General features: G+C 66.9%; 17 protein-coding genes and 1 pseudogene. 10 read left to right on the forward strand and 8 right to left on the reverse strand.

Annotated features, from left to right (window positions below; genetic code table 11):
- The first annotated feature begins 324 nt into the window (after window positions 1-324).
- A complete protein-coding gene (locus ACSC1Y_RS12135; RefSeq protein WP_435335124.1) occupies window positions 325-1386 on the forward strand; it encodes an NAD(P)-dependent glycerol-1-phosphate dehydrogenase in 1062 nt (353 codons plus the stop codon).
- A gap of 12 nt (window positions 1387-1398) precedes the next feature.
- On the opposite strand, the gene ACSC1Y_RS12140 is transcribed toward ACSC1Y_RS12135, so the two are convergent.
- Together ACSC1Y_RS12140 and ACSC1Y_RS12145 are read right to left on the reverse strand one after the other, a co-directional pair.
- Window positions 1399-2472 (reverse strand): flippase-like domain-containing protein, encoded by a 1074-nt coding sequence (locus ACSC1Y_RS12140; protein WP_435335125.1) that lies wholly within the window; start codon window positions 2470-2472, stop codon window positions 1399-1401.
- Window positions 2473-2564: 92 nt separating this feature from the next.
- Complete coding sequence (locus tag ACSC1Y_RS12145; protein WP_435335126.1) at window positions 2565-4367, reverse strand: S9 family peptidase; 1803 nt, start codon at window positions 4365-4367, stop codon at window positions 2565-2567.
- A gap of 112 nt (window positions 4368-4479) precedes the next feature.
- Here ACSC1Y_RS12145 and ACSC1Y_RS12150 point away from each other — a divergent pair, with 112 nt between their 5' ends.
- The 6 genes and pseudogenes from ACSC1Y_RS12150 to ACSC1Y_RS12175 form a co-directional block, all read left to right on the forward strand.
- Window positions 4480-4776, forward strand: a complete 297-nt coding sequence (locus ACSC1Y_RS12150) for a NifU family protein (RefSeq protein ID WP_435335127.1) — start codon at window positions 4480-4482, stop codon at window positions 4774-4776.
- 47 nt (window positions 4777-4823) lie between these two features.
- A complete protein-coding gene (locus ACSC1Y_RS12155; RefSeq protein ID WP_435335128.1) occupies window positions 4824-5171 on the forward strand; it encodes a DUF192 domain-containing protein in 348 nt (115 codons plus the stop codon).
- A 125-nt stretch (window positions 5172-5296) separates the two neighbouring features.
- Window positions 5297-6379 (forward strand): hypothetical protein, encoded by a 1083-nt coding sequence (locus tag ACSC1Y_RS12160; RefSeq protein ID WP_435335129.1) that lies wholly within the window; start codon window positions 5297-5299, stop codon window positions 6377-6379.
- Window positions 6380-6494: 115 nt separating this feature from the next.
- Entirely contained in the window at window positions 6495-8033 is a 1539-nt protein-coding gene (locus ACSC1Y_RS12165) for a 2-isopropylmalate synthase (RefSeq protein ID WP_435335130.1), read from the forward strand.
- 106 nt (window positions 8034-8139) lie between these two features.
- Window positions 8140-8604 carry a DUF7522 family protein gene (locus ACSC1Y_RS12170; protein ID WP_435335132.1) on the forward strand — a complete coding sequence of 155 codons (465 nt, stop codon included), beginning with the start codon at window positions 8140-8142 and terminating at the stop codon, window positions 8602-8604.
- A 16-nt stretch (window positions 8605-8620) separates the two neighbouring features.
- Window positions 8621-9114 (forward strand): annotated as a pseudogene (locus ACSC1Y_RS12175) (zinc ribbon domain-containing protein); the annotation flags it as partial.
- Between the two features lie 44 nt (window positions 9115-9158).
- On the opposite strand, the gene ACSC1Y_RS12180 reads toward ACSC1Y_RS12175, so the two are convergent.
- Complete coding sequence (locus ACSC1Y_RS12180) at window positions 9159-10133, reverse strand: transcription initiation factor IIB (RefSeq protein ID WP_435335134.1); 975 nt, start codon at window positions 10131-10133, stop codon at window positions 9159-9161.
- Between the two features lie 311 nt (window positions 10134-10444).
- Here ACSC1Y_RS12180 and coxB point away from each other — a divergent pair, with 311 nt between their 5' ends.
- The 3 genes from coxB to ACSC1Y_RS12195 are packed head-to-tail and all read left to right on the forward strand — an operon-like array spanning window position 10445 to window position 14273.
- Window positions 10445-11323 (forward strand): cytochrome c oxidase subunit II, encoded by an 879-nt coding sequence (coxB, locus tag ACSC1Y_RS12185; RefSeq protein ID WP_435335135.1) that lies wholly within the window; start codon window positions 10445-10447, stop codon window positions 11321-11323.
- Window positions 11320-13992, forward strand: coding sequence for a cbb3-type cytochrome c oxidase subunit I (locus tag ACSC1Y_RS12190; RefSeq protein WP_435335137.1), 2673 nt, complete (start codon window positions 11320-11322; stop codon window positions 13990-13992). Before coxB ends, ACSC1Y_RS12190 begins: the two co-directional genes overlap by 4 nt.
- A gap of 11 nt (window positions 13993-14003) precedes the next feature.
- Complete coding sequence (locus tag ACSC1Y_RS12195) at window positions 14004-14273, forward strand: cytochrome C oxidase subunit IV family protein (protein ID WP_435335138.1); 270 nt, start codon at window positions 14004-14006, stop codon at window positions 14271-14273.
- 4 nt (window positions 14274-14277) lie between these two features.
- Here ACSC1Y_RS12195 and ACSC1Y_RS12200 read toward each other — a convergent pair whose 3' ends face one another.
- The 5 genes from ACSC1Y_RS12200 to ACSC1Y_RS12220 all read right to left on the reverse strand — a co-directional run bounded on the left by ACSC1Y_RS12200 (window position 14278) and on the right by ACSC1Y_RS12220 (window position 19223).
- Window positions 14278-15543, reverse strand: coding sequence for a PAS domain-containing protein (locus ACSC1Y_RS12200; protein ID WP_435335139.1), 1266 nt, complete (start codon window positions 15541-15543; stop codon window positions 14278-14280).
- A 96-nt stretch (window positions 15544-15639) separates the two neighbouring features.
- Entirely contained in the window at window positions 15640-16806 is a 1167-nt protein-coding gene (locus ACSC1Y_RS12205) for a hypothetical protein (RefSeq protein ID WP_435335140.1), read from the reverse strand.
- A complete protein-coding gene (locus ACSC1Y_RS12210; RefSeq protein WP_435335142.1) occupies window positions 16803-17156 on the reverse strand; it encodes a DUF7410 domain-containing protein in 354 nt (117 codons plus the stop codon). The genes ACSC1Y_RS12205 and ACSC1Y_RS12210 overlap by 4 nt, the downstream gene beginning before the upstream one ends.
- A gap of 2 nt (window positions 17157-17158) precedes the next feature.
- A complete protein-coding gene (locus ACSC1Y_RS12215) occupies window positions 17159-18556 on the reverse strand; it encodes a hypothetical protein (protein ID WP_435335143.1) in 1398 nt (465 codons plus the stop codon).
- Window positions 18549-19223: a DUF7546 family protein gene (locus ACSC1Y_RS12220; protein WP_435335144.1), complete on the reverse strand. Its 675-nt coding sequence runs from the start codon at window positions 19221-19223 to the stop codon at window positions 18549-18551. Before ACSC1Y_RS12220 ends, ACSC1Y_RS12215 begins: the two co-directional genes overlap by 8 nt.
- Window position 19224: the final 1 nt, after the last annotated feature.

Genomic DNA, 19224 nt, shown 5'->3' on the forward strand with positions numbered 1-19224 from the left:
ACCGCTTTCACACCACTGCTCACGGCCGGCGGAGCCAGCAGTTCGCCACGAGGCGGCTCCGCCGCCTCGCTCACCTCCCCAACCGACTCCCTCTGCTCCCGTCGCTTCGCTCCGGTCGCGTCGGTCGTCCCCCGTGAGAGCGAGCTCTCACGTGCCTTCACACGTATACTCGTACAGACCTCGCGCGGCTTCGAACTCGCCGCCTCACGGTGTTCGGCCGCGAGTTCAGCGCGCACCAGCGCGGTTCTGACGATTCAGCCGAACGATTCGGCACACCTCCACAATCGCGTAACTCCTTTCCCACCTCCCGGTGAGAGTTTGGGTATGTTCGACAAATCGACGTGGATCCGGCTGCCACGCAACGTGGTGGTGGGCCACGGCGTCCTCGACCGGACGGCCGAGGCGGTGGACGACCTCCACCTCCACGGGCGGCCACTCATCGTGACGAGTCCGACCCCGCGGAAGATCGCCGGCGAGGCCATCGCCGAGCAGTTCGCAGCGCAGGGACTCGAGTCGGAGACGGTCGTCGTCGACACGGCGAGCTTCGAGTCGGTCGAGAAGGTCATCGCGGTCGCAGAGGAGATGGACGCCGGCTTCCTGCTCGGCGTCGGCGGCGGGAAGGCCATCGACATCGCGAAGATGGCCGCCGACCACATCGGCCGCGGCTTCGTCTCGGTCCCGACGGCGGCGAGCCACGACGGCATCGTGTCGGGGCGGGGGTCGGTCCCCGAGGGTGACACCCGCCACTCGGTCGCCGCGGACCCGCCGCTGGCGGTCGTCGCGGACACCGAACTGCTCGCCGAGGCGCCGTGGGAGCTGACGACTGCGGGCTGTGCCGACATCATCTCGAACTACACCGCCGTGATGGACTGGCGGCTCGCCAACCGGCTCCAGAACGTCGAGTACTCGGAGTACGCGGCCGCGCTCTCGGAGATGACCGCCGAGATACTCGTCGACAACGCCGGACTCGTCAAGCCTGGACTCGAGGAGTCCGCGTGGGTGGTCACGAAGGCGCTCGTCTCCTCCGGCGTCGCGATGTCCATCGCCGGCTCCTCGCGCCCCGCGTCCGGGGCGGAGCACCTGTTCTCCCACCAGCTCGACCGCATCGCGGACGACCCCGCCCTGCACGGCCACCAGGTCGGCGTCGGCTCCATCATGACGGCCTACCTCCACGAGGGCGACCGCGGCATCTGGACCGACATCCGCGACGCCCTGCGGAGCATCGACGCGCCGACGACGGCGCGCGAGCTCGGCGTCCCGGCCGAGACGGTCGTCGAGGCACTGACCACCTGTCACCAGATTCGGGACCGCTATACGATTCTGGGCGACGGAATGAACGAGCGGGCGGCCCGCGAAGTGGCGACGAAGACCGGCGTCATCGACTGAGCGAGGAGATACTCACTTCTCTTCGACCTCCTCTTCGACCGGAACCTCGACCTCCGCGAGCGCCGCGGTCCCGATACCGAGACTACCCAACGTGAGCAGCGCGGCGACGCCGCCCAGCCCGAGCCGGAACCAGAACGTCGCGACGCGAAAGACGACGACCGCCGCGCCGACCGCCTGGGCGTTCGCGCCACCGAGCACGGCGACGAGCCCTGCCAGCGTGACCTCCACGCCGCCGAGCCCGCCCGGGAGCGGGACGCCGAGTGCGACCCCGGAGAGCGGGACGGCGACGGTCGTCGCCGCGAGGTCGGGCGGCAGGTCGACCGCGACCAGCGAGAGCGACAGGGTCACCGCGGCGAACGTCCAGCCGACCAGCGAGAGCGCGAACGAGAGCGCGACCGTTCCGGGCGTCCGGGCGACGCTCTCACCGGTCTCGACGAACCGGTCGATGCGCTCGCCGACGACCGCCGGCGCGAGCGCCTCGTGGAGTCTGGCGGAGTGCGGTCCGAGGAGTTCGTGGGCCGCGGCCGCGACCCGCCTGGCTGCGGTCTCGAGCGCGCCCGGTTCGAGTGCGAGGCCGACCACGGCCGCCACGGCGACGGCGACCCCGAGCGTCCCCAGCGCGACCAGCTGGAGGACCCAGCCGGGGACGGGCCTGGTCATCGCGACCGCGATGAAGCCGACGCCGGCGACGAGTGCACTCGCGCCGAAGCTGACGATGCCGGCGACGGTGGTCGCCAGCAGGGTCCGCTCGACCGCCGCGTCGGAGTACCGAGAGATGACGTAGGCGAGGAGGGCCGGGCCACCGGCGTTGCCGAGCGGGAGCGCTTGCTTGGCGAAGACGCCGGCGAGGTAGAGGACGACGAACTTGCCGGGGCCGGGTGCGCCGGGAACCGTCCGGACGAGGACGTAGTTCGCCGCGGCGTAGGAGCCGACCGTCGCGAGCGAGGCGAGGAGCACGAGGACCAGCGTGGGACGGTCGGCCGCGAGGAGATGGCCGAGAACCGCCTCCCAGCCGACGCCGACGGCGAGCACGGCGACGAGTATCGTCCCGACGACGAGCCCGACGGCGAACTCTCGCAGTTCCATGACCTGACGGTCGGCTGACTGTCACAAGAGGCTACCGGCGTGCGGTTGACGCGGTCGAGCGAGGAGAACTGCTGGGCTCGACCGCTCTCGGTTCAGACGTGTTCGTCGAGGAACTCCGCGACCGCGGAGTACGCCTCGATGCGGTTCTCCAGCTTCGAGAGGCCGTGGCCCTCGTCCTCGAAGATGAGTTCGCGGACGGGGACGCCCTGGTCGCGCGCCTTCTCGACGATCTGGTGGGCCTCTCCCACCGGGACGCGCGGGTCGTTCTCGCCGTGGATGACGAACAGCGGGGCGCGGATGGCCTCGATGTTGTTGATGGGCGAGATGGACTCGAGGAACTCCCGGTCGTTCTCCAGCGAGCCGTACTCGGCCTCGCGGAGCTTACGTCGCCACTCGCCCGTGTTCTCGAGGAAAGTGACGAAGTTCGCGATGCCGACCACGTCGACACCGGCGGCCCACAGGTCGGGATACTCCGTGAGACACGCGAGTACCATGAACCCGCCGTAGGAACCTCCCATGGCGACGAGCCGGTCGTCGTCGATGGCGGGGTGGTCGTGCAGCCACTCGACGCAGGCTTCGATGTCGGCGACGGAGTCCATCCGCTTTCGCACGTCGTCGAGGTGGCCGTAGGCCTTCCCGTAGCCGGAGGAGCCCCGGACGTTCGGCTCGAAGTACGCGTACCCCCGGTTGCAGAAGTACTGCTTGACGGGGTTGAACGACGGCCGGCGCTGGGACTCGGGGCCGCCGTGGATGGAGACGATGACCGGGACCTTCCCGTCGTCGTAGGACTCGGGCAGCGTCAGGAAGCCCGGTACCTCCAGCCCGTCGAAGCTCTCGACGTGGACGAGTTCCGGCTCTCGGAAGCTCTCCTCCGGGATGCCCGCCGTCGCCGCGTAGGTCCAGCGCTCGGTCTGTCCGGTCTCGGTCTCGACGACGTAGACGTTCGTGTTGACCGCCGCCCCCGTCGCCGTGATGGCGAACCGCTCGGCATCCGGCCCCCACGAGACGCCGCCTGCGATACCGCCCGGGAGGTCGGGTGCGGGGAACGTCTCGAACTCGGTCGGCCCGGTGAACCGACCCACCGTCAGTTCGGTGTAGCCGTCGACGTTGCGCGAGTAGACGAACCGGTTCGAGTCGTGGTCGAGCGCGATGCCGTCGACGTTGTAGTCGCCGCCGTCGACCACGGTCTCCAGTTCGTAGCTGTCGAGGTCGAGGCGGGCGAGGTAGAGCGTGTCCGAGTCCACGTCGGTCGAGACGTACAGTGCCTTCCCGTCTGCCGACCACTCGGCGCTGTAGTACCGGACGTCGCCCTCGTGGGGCGTGACGTGTTCGAGGTCGCCCGATTCCACGTCGAGCACGTAGAGGTCCTGGTCGAAGTTCGAGTACGCTTGCGAGACGAGCAGGCGGCTGTCGTCCGGGCTCCAGCCACCCACCGTGAGCCAGCCGTCACCCTCGTAGACGAGATGCGCCTCGTTGCCGACCTCGTCGCGACCCTGGACGTACACGTCGAAGACGCCCTGGCTGCGCCGGTTCGAGGTGAACGCGAACCACTCGCCGTCGTGGCTCCAGCCGCCCCAGCGGTGCTTCGCGTCCGGGTGCTGGGTCAGGTTGACCTCCCCGCCGCCGTCGCCGGAGAGCCGGTAGAACTGCTGGCGCTCGTTCCCACCCCGGTCCATCCCGAAGACGAGCTCGTCGTTGACGGGTGACCACGAGGCGAAGGTGACGCGCTCGTCGAAGAAGGTCCGCTGGTCCGGCCACCTTCCCGGTCCGTCGATGGTCCAGACCTGCGAGACGCCCGTCGTGTCCATCAGGAAGGAGAGTCGCTCGCCGTCCGGAGCGAAGGAGGCGCTCGAGGCGCTCCGGATGTGGAGATACCGCTCGATATCGTAGGGCATGACAGAGAATGGGACGGGCCGGGGTTAATGGGTTGTGGTGGATTCACTCACACGGCTCGTGCCGAGTCGCCGAGTGAGAAGGGCTTTGCCCGTCCACACCCTCCCGTCGGGTATGACCGACGAGGACGCGCTCAGAGACCGCATCGGCCAGTTCCTCGCACGCAACTTCCCGCAGATAGAGCTCCACGGCGGGAGCTACGACGTCGCCCATCTCGACGCCGACGCGGGGACCGTCACCATCTTGCTCACCGGTGCCTGCGACGGCTGCGGCATCTCCAACCTGACCATCGAGGCGGTCCGCGCCCGCCTACTCTCGCAGTTCCCCGAACTCACCGAGGTGACCGTCGAGACCGGCGTCGGCGCCGAGGCCGGGCCGATGAAAGACGACTTCTCCGACGTTCCGTTCTGACCGCAACGGGGACAATCGCTTTACCACAGCCCCTCGAACCGGGTTGCGTGCGACTGGTCCACAGTGCGGGTGGCGGAGAACGGACGCTGGCGAACGATGTTGAGACGGCAGAGACGACGTTCTCGAGGACGAGGGGGCTGATGTTCCGGCGGTCCATCCCGGACGACTACGCGCTCGTGTTCCGGTTCGACGAGCCGAAGCCACGCGACGTCCACATGCTGTTCGTCCCGTTCCCGCTCGACGTGCTCTGGCTCGTCGACGGCGAGGTGGTCCACAAGAAGCGGCTCCGCTCGTGGGTGGGACTCGGGCGGGCGACCGCCGACACCGTCGTCGAGCTTCCGGCTGGCGCGGCTGACAGCGTCGAGACGGGGGATCTGGTGCGGCTGGAGTCGTAGGTGGCAGTCACTTCCCTCCATTCGGCGACCTGTCGTGAATCTTCGAGGACCCGTTCAGGAGATTACCCGACCATTCCGTCGGACCTCACCACAAGACTTTCACCAGCTAACCACAGTCGTGTGACATGAACCGACGACGGTTCCTCGCCGCGGCTGCCAGCGCCCTCGCCACCGGGCTGGCCGGCTGTGGTCACCCTCCCCCGCACCTCTACCTCCAGCTCTCCGACGCGACCGACGACCGGCTCCTCGACCTGACGACGCTACCAGCAGCGGAGGTCGGCGGCCGCCGGCGACTCGTCTTCGAACGAGCACGAAGTGATGGGGCGACCGCGTATCGCTCCCGGCGTGACGACCCCGTGCTGTCCGACGGGACGAAGGTACGGAGTGGAGGACGAATGTACACCGTCGAGACGACCCGTCTCGGAACCGAGACCAGCGAGGGCTACCGGGTGCGTCTCACGTACGACCCGGACGGGAGCGTCCCGGACGGCGCGACCGTCGTCGAGTTCGAGGCGCTCTCACCGATGGAGCAGCGGCTGATTCGCGAACTCGGCCCGGACTCGCTCCGGCGGGTAGCCGACGACCAGCCGGTGTCGCGCGGCGGCGTCTTCCCGCCCGACGACGCGTACGAGAACGGTGTCGTCCTCCCCCGGTCGGAGTACGAGTACCTCCTGTACGACGGTGCGACCTACGGGCTCTCCGTCTCCGTCCAGCGGTCGGTCGAGTGGACGGTATTCCGGTACGAACTCGGCGGGGAGACGCCGACAGTCGAGTCGTTCCTGCAGTCGGTGCGGGACGAAGCCCAGTTCGACCTCCCGCGGTCGGCCCTGTCGGACCGACAGCGAACGATCTTGCAGACGGCCATCGACGGCGGCGACGATGGGCTCGGCTACCACGAGGGGAGTCCCGTCTCGGAGCCGTACGGCGACCTGCTCGGCCGGCTCAGGACGCACGACCGGTTCGAGACCCGGTACCCTGGAGAACGGTGGCTGCTCCGGTACGATGGACGGCCGTACGTCGCCGAGATCGACGACTGGACGGAGAACGCCAGCGAGGACGACCGGGAGGGCCGGCCGGCCTACCGGACGACCGAGCGGATCGACCAGACCGAGCGGATCGACCAGACCGACCAGACCGACCGGACCGACCAGACCGACCAGACCGGCCGGGCCGACCGTGGCGAGACGACCGCGACCACGACCGGCTGAACCGGCGACCGCCCACGGTATCGTCAATTCTTGCACGTCCGACAGTCGGACCTGTCTGACGGCCCGTGCTTATCCCCGTCGCTCCCTTCGGCCCAGATGGCAATCACAATGACCGGTGACCGATTTATTCGGGGGTTCCCCCGAACACACACAGCTGTCCGATTCTGACGTACGATTCCTGGACACCACGCTCCGAGACGGCGAACAGGCACCGGGCGTTTCGTTGACGCCCGACGAGAAAGTAGACGTAGCGACGGCCCTCGACGCGGCCGGAGTCTCCTTCGTGGAGGCCGGCAGCGCCTGCACGGGCAGGGCAGAGCGGGCGACCATCCGGAAGGTTACCCGCCAGAACCTCGACGCGACGGTGACGAGCTTCGCCCGCGGCATCGAGGCCGACGTCGACCACGCGCTCGACTGCGACGTCGACGGCGTCAACCTCGTCGTGCCGGCCAGCGACCGCCACGTCGAGACGAAGGTCGGCTCCTCGCGCGAGGCGGTCCTCGAACGGACCTCCCATCTCGTCGAGTACGCGAAGGACCACGGCCTCTGGGTCGAGGTCATCGGCGAGGACGGCTCCCGGGCCGACCTCGAGTTCCTCGACCAGCTGGCTGCGGCGTCCGTCGACGCCGGCGCAGACCGGGTCTGTTACGCGGACACGGTCGGCCACGCGGGTCCAGAGCGAACCGCCGAAGTCGTCGAGACGCTCGCGGCACACGGCCCGACGAGCGCACACACCCACGACGACCTCGGCCTCGGCGTGACGAACGCCCTCGCGGCGATACACGCCGGTGCCGACCTCGTCCACGCGACGGTCAACGGCGTCGGCGAGCGTGCCGGAAACGTCGCGCTGGAGGAGGTCGTGATGGCGCTCTCGCACGTCTACGGCGTAGAGACGCTGGACAAGACGCAACTCGCCGACCTCGGCCGGGTCGTCGCCCGGACGACGGGCGTCCGACCTGCCCCGAACAAGGCAGTGACCGGTGCGAACGCGTTCGCACACGAGTCAGGCATCCACACCGACGGGACGCTCAAGGACGACCGGATGTACGAGCCCTATCCGCCGGAGACGGTCGGCCGCGAGCGCCGCATCGTGCTCGGCAAGCACACCGGCCGCGCTGGTGCGCGTGCCGTGCTCTCCGAACACGGCGTCGAGCCCGCGGACGAAGAACTCGACCTGGTCGTCGAACGGGTCAAAGAGCTGGCAGAGCGGGGCAAACGCGTCACCGACGCCGACCTGCTCGCCATCGCGGAGGACGTGACCGACCACGAGCGCGACCGGCTGGTCGAACTGCTCGAGGTCACGGCCACCTCCGGACACAACACCCCGAGCGCGAGCGTCCGACTGGACGTCGGCGGCGAGGAGGTCGTCGCCAGCGGAACCGGCTCCGGCCCCGTCGACGCGGCGGTCTCGGCCGTCCGGTCCGCGGTCTCCGACTTCGACGACGCGCACCTCACCTCGTACCACGTCGACGCCGTGACGGGCGGGACGAACGCCGTCGTGACCGTCGAGGTCACGATGGAACGCGGCTCCCGAACCGTCACCGTCGCCCACAGCGACGCGGACATCACCCGCGCGAGCGTCTCCGCGATGGTCGACGCGCTCGACCGACTGCTCGTCGATTCGCCAGACGTCGTCGTGGTCGCCGACGACTGAGCCGACACCGAATCGGCAGCACGGTCGGCCCGTCCGCCGATTCTGCCGGCTCGAAGACGACCTGCGCGGTTTTTTTAATGCAGAACCCACAATGTTCGACTGTGGGATGAGTTACGACAGTCCGACGCAGTCTCCGGCGCGCGCACAGTACGCCGACGAGACCAGTCCGAGAAAGCGGATAGTCGAACGGACCGATGGGGTGGTCGACCGACTATGTTCGGAACTCGGCTCGGATCTGAGCATGGTCGGGTTCTACAACAGCGAGGTTCTGGAACTGCACTACGTCCACGAGACGGTGCGGGAACAGTACGACCAGCACGAACTCGACGCGCTGGCATCCGACCTCTGCCTGGATGCGCGGATGGGCGACGCCTACCAGGAGTCGCTCGTCCAGCTCGGTCAGCTGAACTTCGTCGTCACGGGATTCGACGACGGCCTGCTGGCACGGGTTCCGCTCGGAGAAGAGGTCGGTGTCGCGGTCACGACGAACCTGAACGCGGGCGACACGATCACCACACTGGTTCCACGGGTCGTCGCCGAGCACGACATCGCGGTCGCGTCGCGGGAGTGAGACCGTGAGACGCGGCGTCTTCACAGAAATCATCGAGGAGGCCGTCGAACACGACTGCTCGCACATCGTGTTCGAGGACTCGACCCACATTCGGGAGAACATCCCGAAGGCGACGTGGCAACACGCCTGGGCGTTCCGACGTCTCTACGAGTACGTCGAGTACAAAGCAGAGGAGTAGGGCGTGGAAGTCGTACAGGTTGACCCTCGGAACACATCGAAGCGGTGTTCGACGTGTAGGTCTACCCACGGCGACAATCGGTCCGGTGACTCGTTCCGTTGTCAGAAGTGTGGATACGAGAACCACGCTGACTACAACGCTTCCAAGAACATCGGTTTGCAGTATCTTCGTCGTCGGCAAAACGCAAATGACGGAGGCGCACCCGTAGATGTGCGCTTGAATCGCGGGACGCTGAACGTGAACGGCGAATATTCGCCTACCGTTGTTAACGGTTAGAACGGGAGTGCACGCGAAAGCCTCGGGGCTGGACCTCGAGGCAATCTACCGTGTGAGATCGCCGAAGAAGTGATTCGCAGGTCCGCCGACCGGGCCGGTTTCAGGCCGTGTGCTCGCCGGCCTCGGCCGCTTCGAGCAGCTCCTTGTACCGATTGCGGATGGTGACCTCGCTGACGTTGGCGGCTTCGCTGACGTCGTTCTGGGTGACGCGCTCGTTGACGAGCAGCGACCCGGCGTAGACGGCGGCGGCCGCGAGGCCGACCGGGGACTTCCCCGAGTGGAGTCCCTGTTCCTTGGCGGTGCGGAGCAGCTCTCGCGCCTGCATCTCTGCCTCGTCCGAGAGCTCTAGCTCGCTCGCGAACCGGGCGACGTAGCTCTCGGGGTCTGCGGGCTGTACCTCCAGACCGAGTTCACGGACGATGTACCGGTAGGTCCGCTTGAACTCCATGTCGTCGACTCGGCTCACCGCGGCGACCTCGTCGAGGCTCCGGGGTGTCCCGGCCTGTCGGGCCGCCGCGTAGAGCGACGCCGTCGCGACGCCCTCGATGGAGCGCCCGGGCAACAGGTCGTCTTCGAGTGCGCGGCGGTAGATGACCGACGCGGTCTCGCGGACGTTCTCGGGCAAGCCGAGCGCGCTCGCCATCCGATCTATCTCGCCGAGGGCTTGTTTCAGGTTGCGCTCTTTGGAGTCGCGGGTGCGGAAACGCTCGTCCCAGGTTCTGAGACGTTGCATCTTCCGGCGCTGTCGGCTCGAGAGGGCACGCCCGTAGGCGTCCTTGTCCTGCCAGCCGATGCTGGTGGACAGTCCTTTGTCGTGCATCATCTTCGTCGTCGGTGCGCCGACGCGGGACTTCTCGTCCTTCTCTGCGGAGTCGAACGCACGCCACTCCGGACCGCGGTCGATTCCGCCCGTCTCGACGACGAGACCACACTGTGAGCAGACGGTCTCGCCGTGCTCTTCGTCCTTCGCGAGGCGGCCGTTGCACTCGGGACAGGTCTGGATTTCCGTCGATTCACGCTCGGTGGGGCCGGTCTGCGTGTCGGCGTCGAACGTGCGGATTCGTGTATCGGGCATCGTGGGGGGAGGCAAGCAGTCCCGTCGCTCGGGACCTCCTTGCTTACCGTAGGTTAGTCACGGCAGAATATAAATGTTGTGCAAAAGGTTATGTTCTTGCAGTGATTCCTCGGTGCGAGACACGGTCGCAGGACAGAAGGAGGATGTATAACGATGACGGTTCAGTCGGACTCTCGTCAGGTGCGGCATCGACGCCGGCCGCGACGCTGGAGTACGGAATCTCATCCCAGTAATCTTGAAAATGCCAGACCGTCACGTGGTATGTGTCCCCAATACATATATAGACAGACTGCGGACTGCTACCTATTCCGATGTACGAGGGACTGGTCATTCAGACGGGCGGAGTCGGGTCCGGCGGTCTCGTGCCACGGGGAACACGGGTCGAGATATTCCAGGAGATATTCTACGTCTTCCTGGCCCTGGGCACGCTGGTCGGCGTCGTCGTCCTCGGCTACATGGTGTGGAACGCGTACAAGTACCGCGACCACGAGGGGCGGACGGACGACGACGAGGAGGGACGGCCGGTTCTCGGTGAGGTCCCGACCGGTGGCGGCCACGGACGAAAGCTCCTCCTCTCGTTCTCCATCAGCGCCATCATCGTCCTCTCGCTCATCCTCTGGACGTACGGGGCGTTGCTATTCGTCGAGAGCCCGGCGTCGGCCGACACTGGTAACGACGTGGACACGATGGAGGTGAAGGTCGTCGGCTACCAGTTCGGCTGGCAGTTCGAGTACGAGAACGGGGTGAAGACGGACGGCACGCTCCGCGTCCCGGAGGGAACCAGGGTCCACCTGACCGTCACGTCGCGCGACGTGATGCACAACTTCGGCGTGCCCGCGTTGAAGGCGAAGACCGACGCCATCCCCGGCCAGACCACCGAAACCTGGTTCGGGCCGGTCGAGCAGGGGAACTACACGGCCCAGTGTTACGAGCTGTGTGGCGCGGGCCACTCCTACATGACGGCACAGATCGTCGTGATGGACCAGGGCGAGTTCGACCAGTGGTACGCGAACGCGAAGAAAGAGCAGGACAACGCGAGTAACGGCAATCAGAGCAGCGGGAACAGCTCCGGAACGACGACCGAGGGACACAGTGGCCGCATCGTCTCGTCTGGCGCAGATAGCCAGTTCGCGGTCACTCCCGCGGGCATCGACCGACCGACCATCCGAGCGAGGGCATTCTCTGCATGAGCGACGACACCACTCTCCCAGACGACAGCACAGCCGACGACAGCCACGGGCGCAAGCCAGCGCCGGACGGTGGGACGACACCGGACGGCGGCTCCGTCGTCACGCGAGACGAACTGCCGCTGCGAGAGACGGAGACCCACGACGAGGAACACGGGCTCCCACCGGTCTACTCTATCAAGCGCTGGTTCGTCACGACCAACCACAAGGACGTCGGGCTGCTGTACACGGTGACGGCGCTGTTCTTCCTCATCTTCGGCGGGGTACTGGCGCTCCTGTTCCGCATGGAGCTGTGGGCGCCCGGCGCCAACATCATGCAGGCCGACGCGTACAACCAGGCGGTCTCCATCCACGGGCTGATGATGGTCTTCTGGTTCCTCTCGCCGTTCGCCTTCGGTTTCGCGAACTACATCGTCCCGCTCCAGATCGGCGCGAAGGACCTGGCGTTCCCGCGGTTGAACGCGCTCTCGTACTGGCTCTACCTGGCGTCGGGTATCCTCGTCGCCATCTCGTTCTTCCAGGGCGGGTCGTTCGCCGGCGGCTGGACGATGTACGCGCCACTGAACCTACCGGTCTATACACCCAAGGTGGGGAGTTCGACGGCGGTCCTCGCGCTGTTGCTGTTCGTCGTCTCCGTCACCGTGGGTTCGGTCAACTTCCTGACCACGATGCACCGGATGCGGGCGAAGGGCATGACGCTCCGGAAGATGCCGCTGTTCACGTGGTCCATCCTCCTGACCGTCTGGATGATGCTGTTCGCGTTCGCGGCGCTGCTCGCGGCGCTCATGCTGCTCAGCTCCGACCGGCTGCTCGGGACGACCTACTTCGCCGCGACCAGTCCCGGTGGCGCGATGCTGTGGGCGCACCTGTTCTGGTTCTTCGGACATCCCGAGGTCTACATCGTCTTCTTCCCGGCGCTCGGCGCGATGGCCGAGATATTCCAGACGTTCTGTGGCCGTAGAATCGTCGGCAGGAAGTGGTTCATCGGCGCGATGTTGCTCGTGGCGCTCCAGAGCTTCATCGTCTGGATGCACCACATGTTCCTGACGAGCATCAACCTGGAGATCAAGACGCTGTTCATGGCGACGACCATCGGCATCTCACTGCCGTTCGACCTGATGGTCTTCGCGCTCATCTACACGATGTTGAAGGGCAAGATACGCTTCAAGACGCCCTTCCTGTTCGCCTTCGGCGCGCTCGTGCTGTTCATCCTCGGCGGCATCACCGGGGTCTTCCTCGGCGCCGTCGTGCTCGACTACACGCTCCGTGGCACCTACTGGGTCGTCGCTCACTTCCACTACGTGATGGTCGGCGGCGTCACCGGGCTCGTCGGGGCGCTCTACTACTGGTTCCCGAAGATGACCGGGAAGATGTACGACGAGTTCCTCGGGCAGGTCCACTTCGCGATGTACTTCGTCGGCTTCAACCTGCTCTACTTCCCCATGTTCATCGCCTGGGAGACCCCGCGACGTGTCTTCCAGTACGCGCCGGGACTGCAGGGCTGGCACCAGCTCTCGACCATCGGCGCGTTCCTGCTGGGGACGTCGTTCCTGGTGATGTTCTACAACCTGTTCAAGAGCCTGTTCACGGGCGAGGAAGCCTCGGGTTCGCCGTGGCAGTACGCCTCTACGGCCGAGTGGACCGTTCCCTCGCCGCCGCCGCTGGAGAACTTCCCTGGCGTCCCGAGCTACGAGAGCGGGTCGCTCCGGTTCGAGGGCGTGAAGACCGGTGTCGCTGACGGTGGCACCGACACGAACGATGGCACCACTCCCGCCACCGACGGCGGGACCGTGGAGACAGATGGCGGGACCGCGACGGCGACGGGCGGTGCGCCGGTCGTCGCCGAAGACGACCACCACGAGGAGGAGCACGAGGACCACGCGAGCATCTGGCCGTTCGTGATGAGCGTCGGCGCGTTCTTCCTGCTGCTCGGACTCTCCGGGCTGCAGGAGGGTTCGTTCGCGCCCGGCATGGAGGGCGGCGTCTACATGGGACTCAGCGTCGTCGGCGGACTCGTCCTCGGCGGTTCGCTGTTCGGCATGACGGTCGAACCGTTCCACGGCCCCGAGGGCGGGTTCGGTGAAGCGTGGCCGTTCGCCGGCGTCGAGAACACGAAGCTGGGCGTCTGGATCTTCCTGGCGTCTGACGTCGTCCTGTTCGGCGCGTTCATCGGCGCGTTCATCTTCTCGCGCGTCGCGTACGGCTGGACCGAGTGGCACCACCTCATCCCGGAAGAGCACGTCGTGCTTCCCGGGCTCATCAACACGTACATCCTGCTGACGAGCAGTTTCGCGGTGGTGCTCGCACTGGTAGCAGCCCATCGCGGGAGTCGGCTCGGTATCGTCGCCTCGATGACGACGACGGTGGTCCTCGGACTCGCCTTCCTGGTCAACAAGGGACTCGAGTGGCTGCACCTGTTCCACGTCCACTCGGAGGCGTTCCCGCAGGGCTGGGAGATATCGACCAACATCGCCTCGACCACGTTCTACGTGACGACCGGTCTCCACGGCCTGCACGTCATCATCGGACTGGTCATCGCGGTGTGGATGATATACCGTGCGTGGCACGGTGCCTACCTCGACGACGACACGCCCATCGAGTACTTCGGCCTGTACTGGCACTTCGTCGACATCGTCTGGCTGTTCCTGTTCCCGCTGTTCTACATCCTGTGAGGTGACCAAGAATGTCAAAACTGAAACTGTACACGATAATCTACGTGGTGCTGTTCGTCCTGGCGACCGTCCAGGCCGTGATAGAGATGCTCGGCTACCTCGAGACGGCATACTGGGCCGCCTTCGCCATCATCATGGTGCTCTCGTTCGCGAAGGCCGCCGTCGTCGCCGGCTGGTACCAGCACCTGCGGTGGGAGCCACGTTCGCTGACCGTCCTCATGGTCATCGGGCTCGTCGCAGCCATCGCACTCACCGTGGCCGCGTCGTACTCCATCCTCTGAGGTCTCACTCCTCGCGGTTCTCCGCCTCCCGTCTCGCCGTCGTGAGCTCGGCAGCCTGTTCGGCTACCGTCTCCTGTGCCTCCACGAGGTCCGTCACGTCCTGCTGGAAGCCGACGAAGTGCGTCACGTCATCCCCGGACTGTATCGGAGCGATGCTGATTCGGTTCCAGAAGGTGGTGCCGTCGGCGCGGTAGTTCAACAGGACGACCGATTCGGCTCGGCGGGCCTCGATGGCTTCCCGCAACCGGGCGACGGTGGCTGGATCGCTTTCCGGTCCCTGCAGGAACCGACAGTTCCGCCCGAGGATATCTCGCTCTTCGTAGCCCGTGAGTCGGGTGAATCCTTCGTTCGTGTAGATGATGGGTTCGTCCCGCTGGTGGGAATCGGTGATGACGATACCGATGGGGGCGGCGTCCATCGCTCGTTCCTTCAGCGAGAGGTCTTCGGCGAGGACCTCTGCTTCGGTCCGTTCGTGTGCAGTGCAGATGAACGAGCGCTCCTCCTCGTTGTAGACCACGCTGAGTTCGACCTCGACGAGCGAGTCGTCGGCCCGGCGGTGGACGACCGGCCCCTCCCAGCGGCGCCGTTTCGCGACGGAGAGCAGCTCGAACGGGACGGTCACCGGTTCGTTCGGGTCGGCGAGCACGTCGAATCGACCGCCGACGAGGTCACGACGACGGTAGCCGTAGAGGGCCGCGTAGGCTTCGTTGACGTAGAGATAGGTACCGTCTTCGGCGAGGATGGCGATACCCTCGCTGGCCGTTTCGAGCGCCCGGAAACTACGCTTCGCCGACCTCTCCGCTCGGTGACGTGCCACAGCGTGTTCGATACGATTCGCGAGCAGCTCGTACTGCTCGACGCCACTTCCCTTCTGCAGGTATCCCGTGACGCCGGCGGCGATGGCGTCGCTCGCCACGTCCTCGCTCCCCTGACCCGTGTACAGGATGAAGGGGAGATCTGGGTACTGCTCGCGGACCCGGAGGAGGAACTCGAGTCCGTCGACCCTCGGCATCCTGTAGTCGCTCACGATACAGTCGATTCCATCGTGGTCGAGAAGGGTGAGGGCTTCGTCGGCGCTCTCGACGCAGACGACGTCGAACTCGCCACGTGGAGGCGCGAGAAACCGCGAGAAAAGGTCGCTGAAGGCAGATTCGTCGTCGACGTGGAGGACGCGAATCGGGTCGTGTTGGACGTCGGTGAGCAGCCCTCCGCCGTCGGACAGTCGCTTGACCAGTTCGTGGAGGGACGTCTTCGGAGGGCGCTTCGTCATGCGGAGTATAGGTCGAGAATCTATTTATCCATTCTACACTAGAAGAATGAACGTAACACAACCCAGTCGTTCCTTCCTGACGATTCTCGAGAACACTCAGGTCCGTGACGAATCACAGACGTTCTCTGCAAGCGTCACGGCGTTCGCGGTCAACAGCCCGATGGCCCCGACCAGGAAGACGGTCGCGACCGGCGACTCCGGGTCGGTGAACGCCCAGTACAGCGGACTGGCCGACGCGCCGAATGCCGCACTCGCGATACCGTAGAGCGCGGGCCCGCAACAACAACAGGCGGTCGCACCCGTCGTTGCGAGCGCGCCCGTGACACCCTGGACCGTGCCCCCGTCGCTGACTTTGGCACCCGACTCCGTGGACCGTTGCTGCCAGACCGTCGCCCCGAGTGCCGCGTTCACACCGACGAGGCTTGCGAGCGTCGCGACGACCAGTGCGGTCCCGACCGAGAGCGCGGCGAACAGTGGAACCGATGGCCAGTAGGCTTCGACCGCCGGCCACATCACGAGCGGGCTGGCGAACTCGACCAGAACGACGAACGGGTCGCCCCCGGCCTGGGGCACGGCGTCGGGGTTGAACGACAGCAGTCCCGAGGAGACGACGAAGAAGGCGGTGAACCCGGCCGCGGCGAGTCCCCCGATTCGTCGAGCCCGAACGTCGACCCGTTGCACCGCAGGGTGAACCGCCGTCAGGTAGACCAGCGCGAGCGCGAGCGGCATCGCGAGGACGAGCGCGTACCCCAGCGGGTGGAAGACGGCCCCGCGAGGGACGAGCTCCGGATAGGCGACCCAGAGGCCGAGCACGGTGCCGAGGATTGGGAACGCGTGTCTGTCACCCCAGCGGAGGGTGTACAGGACGAGACTCGCGGCGACGATGGCCATCCCGCCGAAGAACGTCAGCGCGGGATAGAACTCGCGGGTGAGCGGTGTGCTCGCGAGCGGCTCGACCTGGAGTTCGACGAGGCCGACGGCACCGAGCGCGGTGAGCGAGATGCCGGAGACGACACCGACGCCGAGTGCCCGCGACGAGAGCTGCCCGTTCCACCGATTACCCCACCGGTCGAGCGCCGCGACCGTGCCGAGTATCGTCGCACCTCCGAGGAACAGCAGTAACAGCACGAGATGGGGGACGCCGCCGTGGACGGTTCCCCGGTGGGCGCTGGCCGGCGGCACGAGCGAGAGGCTCACGAGGGCGACCAGCAGTCTGGCCCCGCGGCGTCGTGGACCTCTCAGCTGCCGCCCCTTCCCCGTCACAGGCTCAACACCACCATGTAGACGAGGACGATGACGGTGTAGAGTATCGCGAGCGCGGCGATGACCTGCAGGTGGAACAGGAACAGGTCGTCCGTCTCCTCGTCACGCGCCGCCTCGACCACGGCCACCTCCTCGTCGGTCAGTTCTGCTTCGTGGTACGTACCGAGGTGGAGCGCGTGCAGGTGGTCGGACGGGAACGGCCGGTGACAGAACCGACAGCGAGCCACCGGCTCTTCGCCCGCCGGGACGGTCGTCGTCGGCTGTTCGGGGAGGTCCTCCGTTCGGTCGGCTATCGCCCCGTCGGCTGTCTGTGGTTCGGTCTCCTGTCGGTGAGTGTCGTGTGCCTGCATGGTCAGAGGAACGGGGGTGGCGAGTACGGCTGGGCGATGATCCACATGCTGGTCATGGTGTAGAATATCATCACGGCCGCGAGGGCGTACTGGCTCCGGATGGGTTGAATCCGCCCGGTGAACGTCTCGAACGCGATGGCGTGAGCGACCCAGATGGCGACGAGGTGGCCCAGCACCACGAACGCGAGCTGGAGCCCACCCCACCAGGCCGGGAGCACCGCGACCTGCGGCGACGGCGGCGGCGACATGGGGTCGACGGCGACCGCCGCCAGCGTCGGCAGGAACGTGAGGAAGTAGCCCAAGAAGTGCGCGAGGTGGTAGCCCGCGGCGATGGGGACGAGCGACCAGACGAACCGTCGCTCGATGGCCTCGACCGAGACGTAGCTCCCGGCCGTCTTCCGCGCCGACCGCGCCGAGAACCGGTAGACCGCGAGGAACAGGCCGAATCCGGCGAGCGCGGTCACCAGGTAGACGAGCAACGGGGGGACGCCGACGCCCACTATCGCCCGGACGACGCCGGCGAACGTCGGCGTCGAGACGAGTCCGTCGTACGTCGTCACCCAGAGCAACGCGACGACGAACACGACGTCACCGTCGGTCCCGTCGTCGAACGTCCGGGTGAGCGCAGACGCCGGCAGGTCGAGGGACAGCCCGTTGGCAGTTCGCCTGAACGGGGCGACCCGGCCGTAGGTCCGGAAGACCCGCGAGACCGGGTCGGCGTGGTGGAACCAGTCGTCGCCGTAGACGGACGCACCGACGAGGGTCGCGACGGTGTAGGCGAGGACGACCCCCGCGAGAAGCTGGGGTACCGACGCGAGCGGGCTGACGACCTCGACCCAGACGAGTGCGAGCAAGCCGACCGTCGCGGGCCAGCCACCGAGGTGACCGGGCCACTCGCGTTCTCCGAATCGAGGGACGTACCGGGAGAGCGTCCGCCACGGATTCACCGCCGGCCAGGTGTCGCCGACGAGGTAGACCGACGCCGTGTAGCCGGCCCACCAGCCGGCCCAGATGCCGAGCACTGCGAGGTTGTTCGTGGGATTGGTCGGACCGACGAGGCCGACCGCGACGAACAGGCCGAGGACCGCGACGCTCCCGACTCTCGCGACCGTGGCGACGAACCGCCAGACGGCTGCCGGGGTCGGTGCGACGACACCCAGCCGATTTATCCAGCGGATGAACTCGTGGTCGGTCGCGAAGCTCGTGAACAGGAACGACGCGCCGATGATACCGCCACCGCTCAGCACGATGAGCCAGAACGGGATGGGGACCGACGTGAGCGACCCGCCGAGCGACCCGGAGTGTGCGAGGACGGGCTCGGCGACGAGGACGGCCACGGTCAGCGCGACGGCGAGTCGAATCGCGTATCGCCCTGCTGCACGCCGGTCGCCGTCAGGCACCCACACGACCGACCCCCGGTCGCCAGTAGAGGAGGGCGACACTCACGACGAAGACCGCGGTCGAGACGTCGATACCGAAGGCGAACGCCGTGGCGACCATCGCGGCCGACCCACCGGCGCTCGCCGCCAGCGACGAGACGAGCGGGAACGTACAGCTCACGCACGAGAACAGCGCGACGAGCCCGGTCGCACTCGCGGCGAGTGAATCCAGTACCGCGGCGTAGACGAGGTACGCGAGCGCGAGGTAGCCGAGCAGCCGGAAGGGAACGAGAACGAGCGTGAGCAGGCTCCCGCCGTAGGTCACGGTCGGTCCCCAGCCGGGCGAGGCCATCGTCGCGGCGAGGCCCGTCGGGTCGTGGTCTGCGGGCGCGAGTCCGACCAGGCCGGTCGCCCAGGCCAGCAGCAGGAAGTAGCCACCGGCGACGAGGGCGGCACCGGCTCGCTGGCGTGGGGACGCGACGGCCGGGCTGGTCAGCACGACCGCGACGAGCCCCACGTTCAGCCAGACGAACGGGTAGAGTGCGTACCGGACCGAGGTGAGCTCGGCCGACGTGAGCTGGAAGTAGCTCACGACCGCGAGGAGTTCGAGCGCACAGAGCAGGCCCAACCAGAGGACGCGTTCGCTCGGCATCGCGTCGGCGAGCGACCGGGTAGCGTTCGAGCCCATC

Source organism: Haloarchaeobius lipolyticus (assembly GCF_051208015.1).
Taxonomy (GTDB): Archaea; Halobacteriota; Halobacteria; order Halobacteriales; family Natrialbaceae; genus Haloarchaeobius.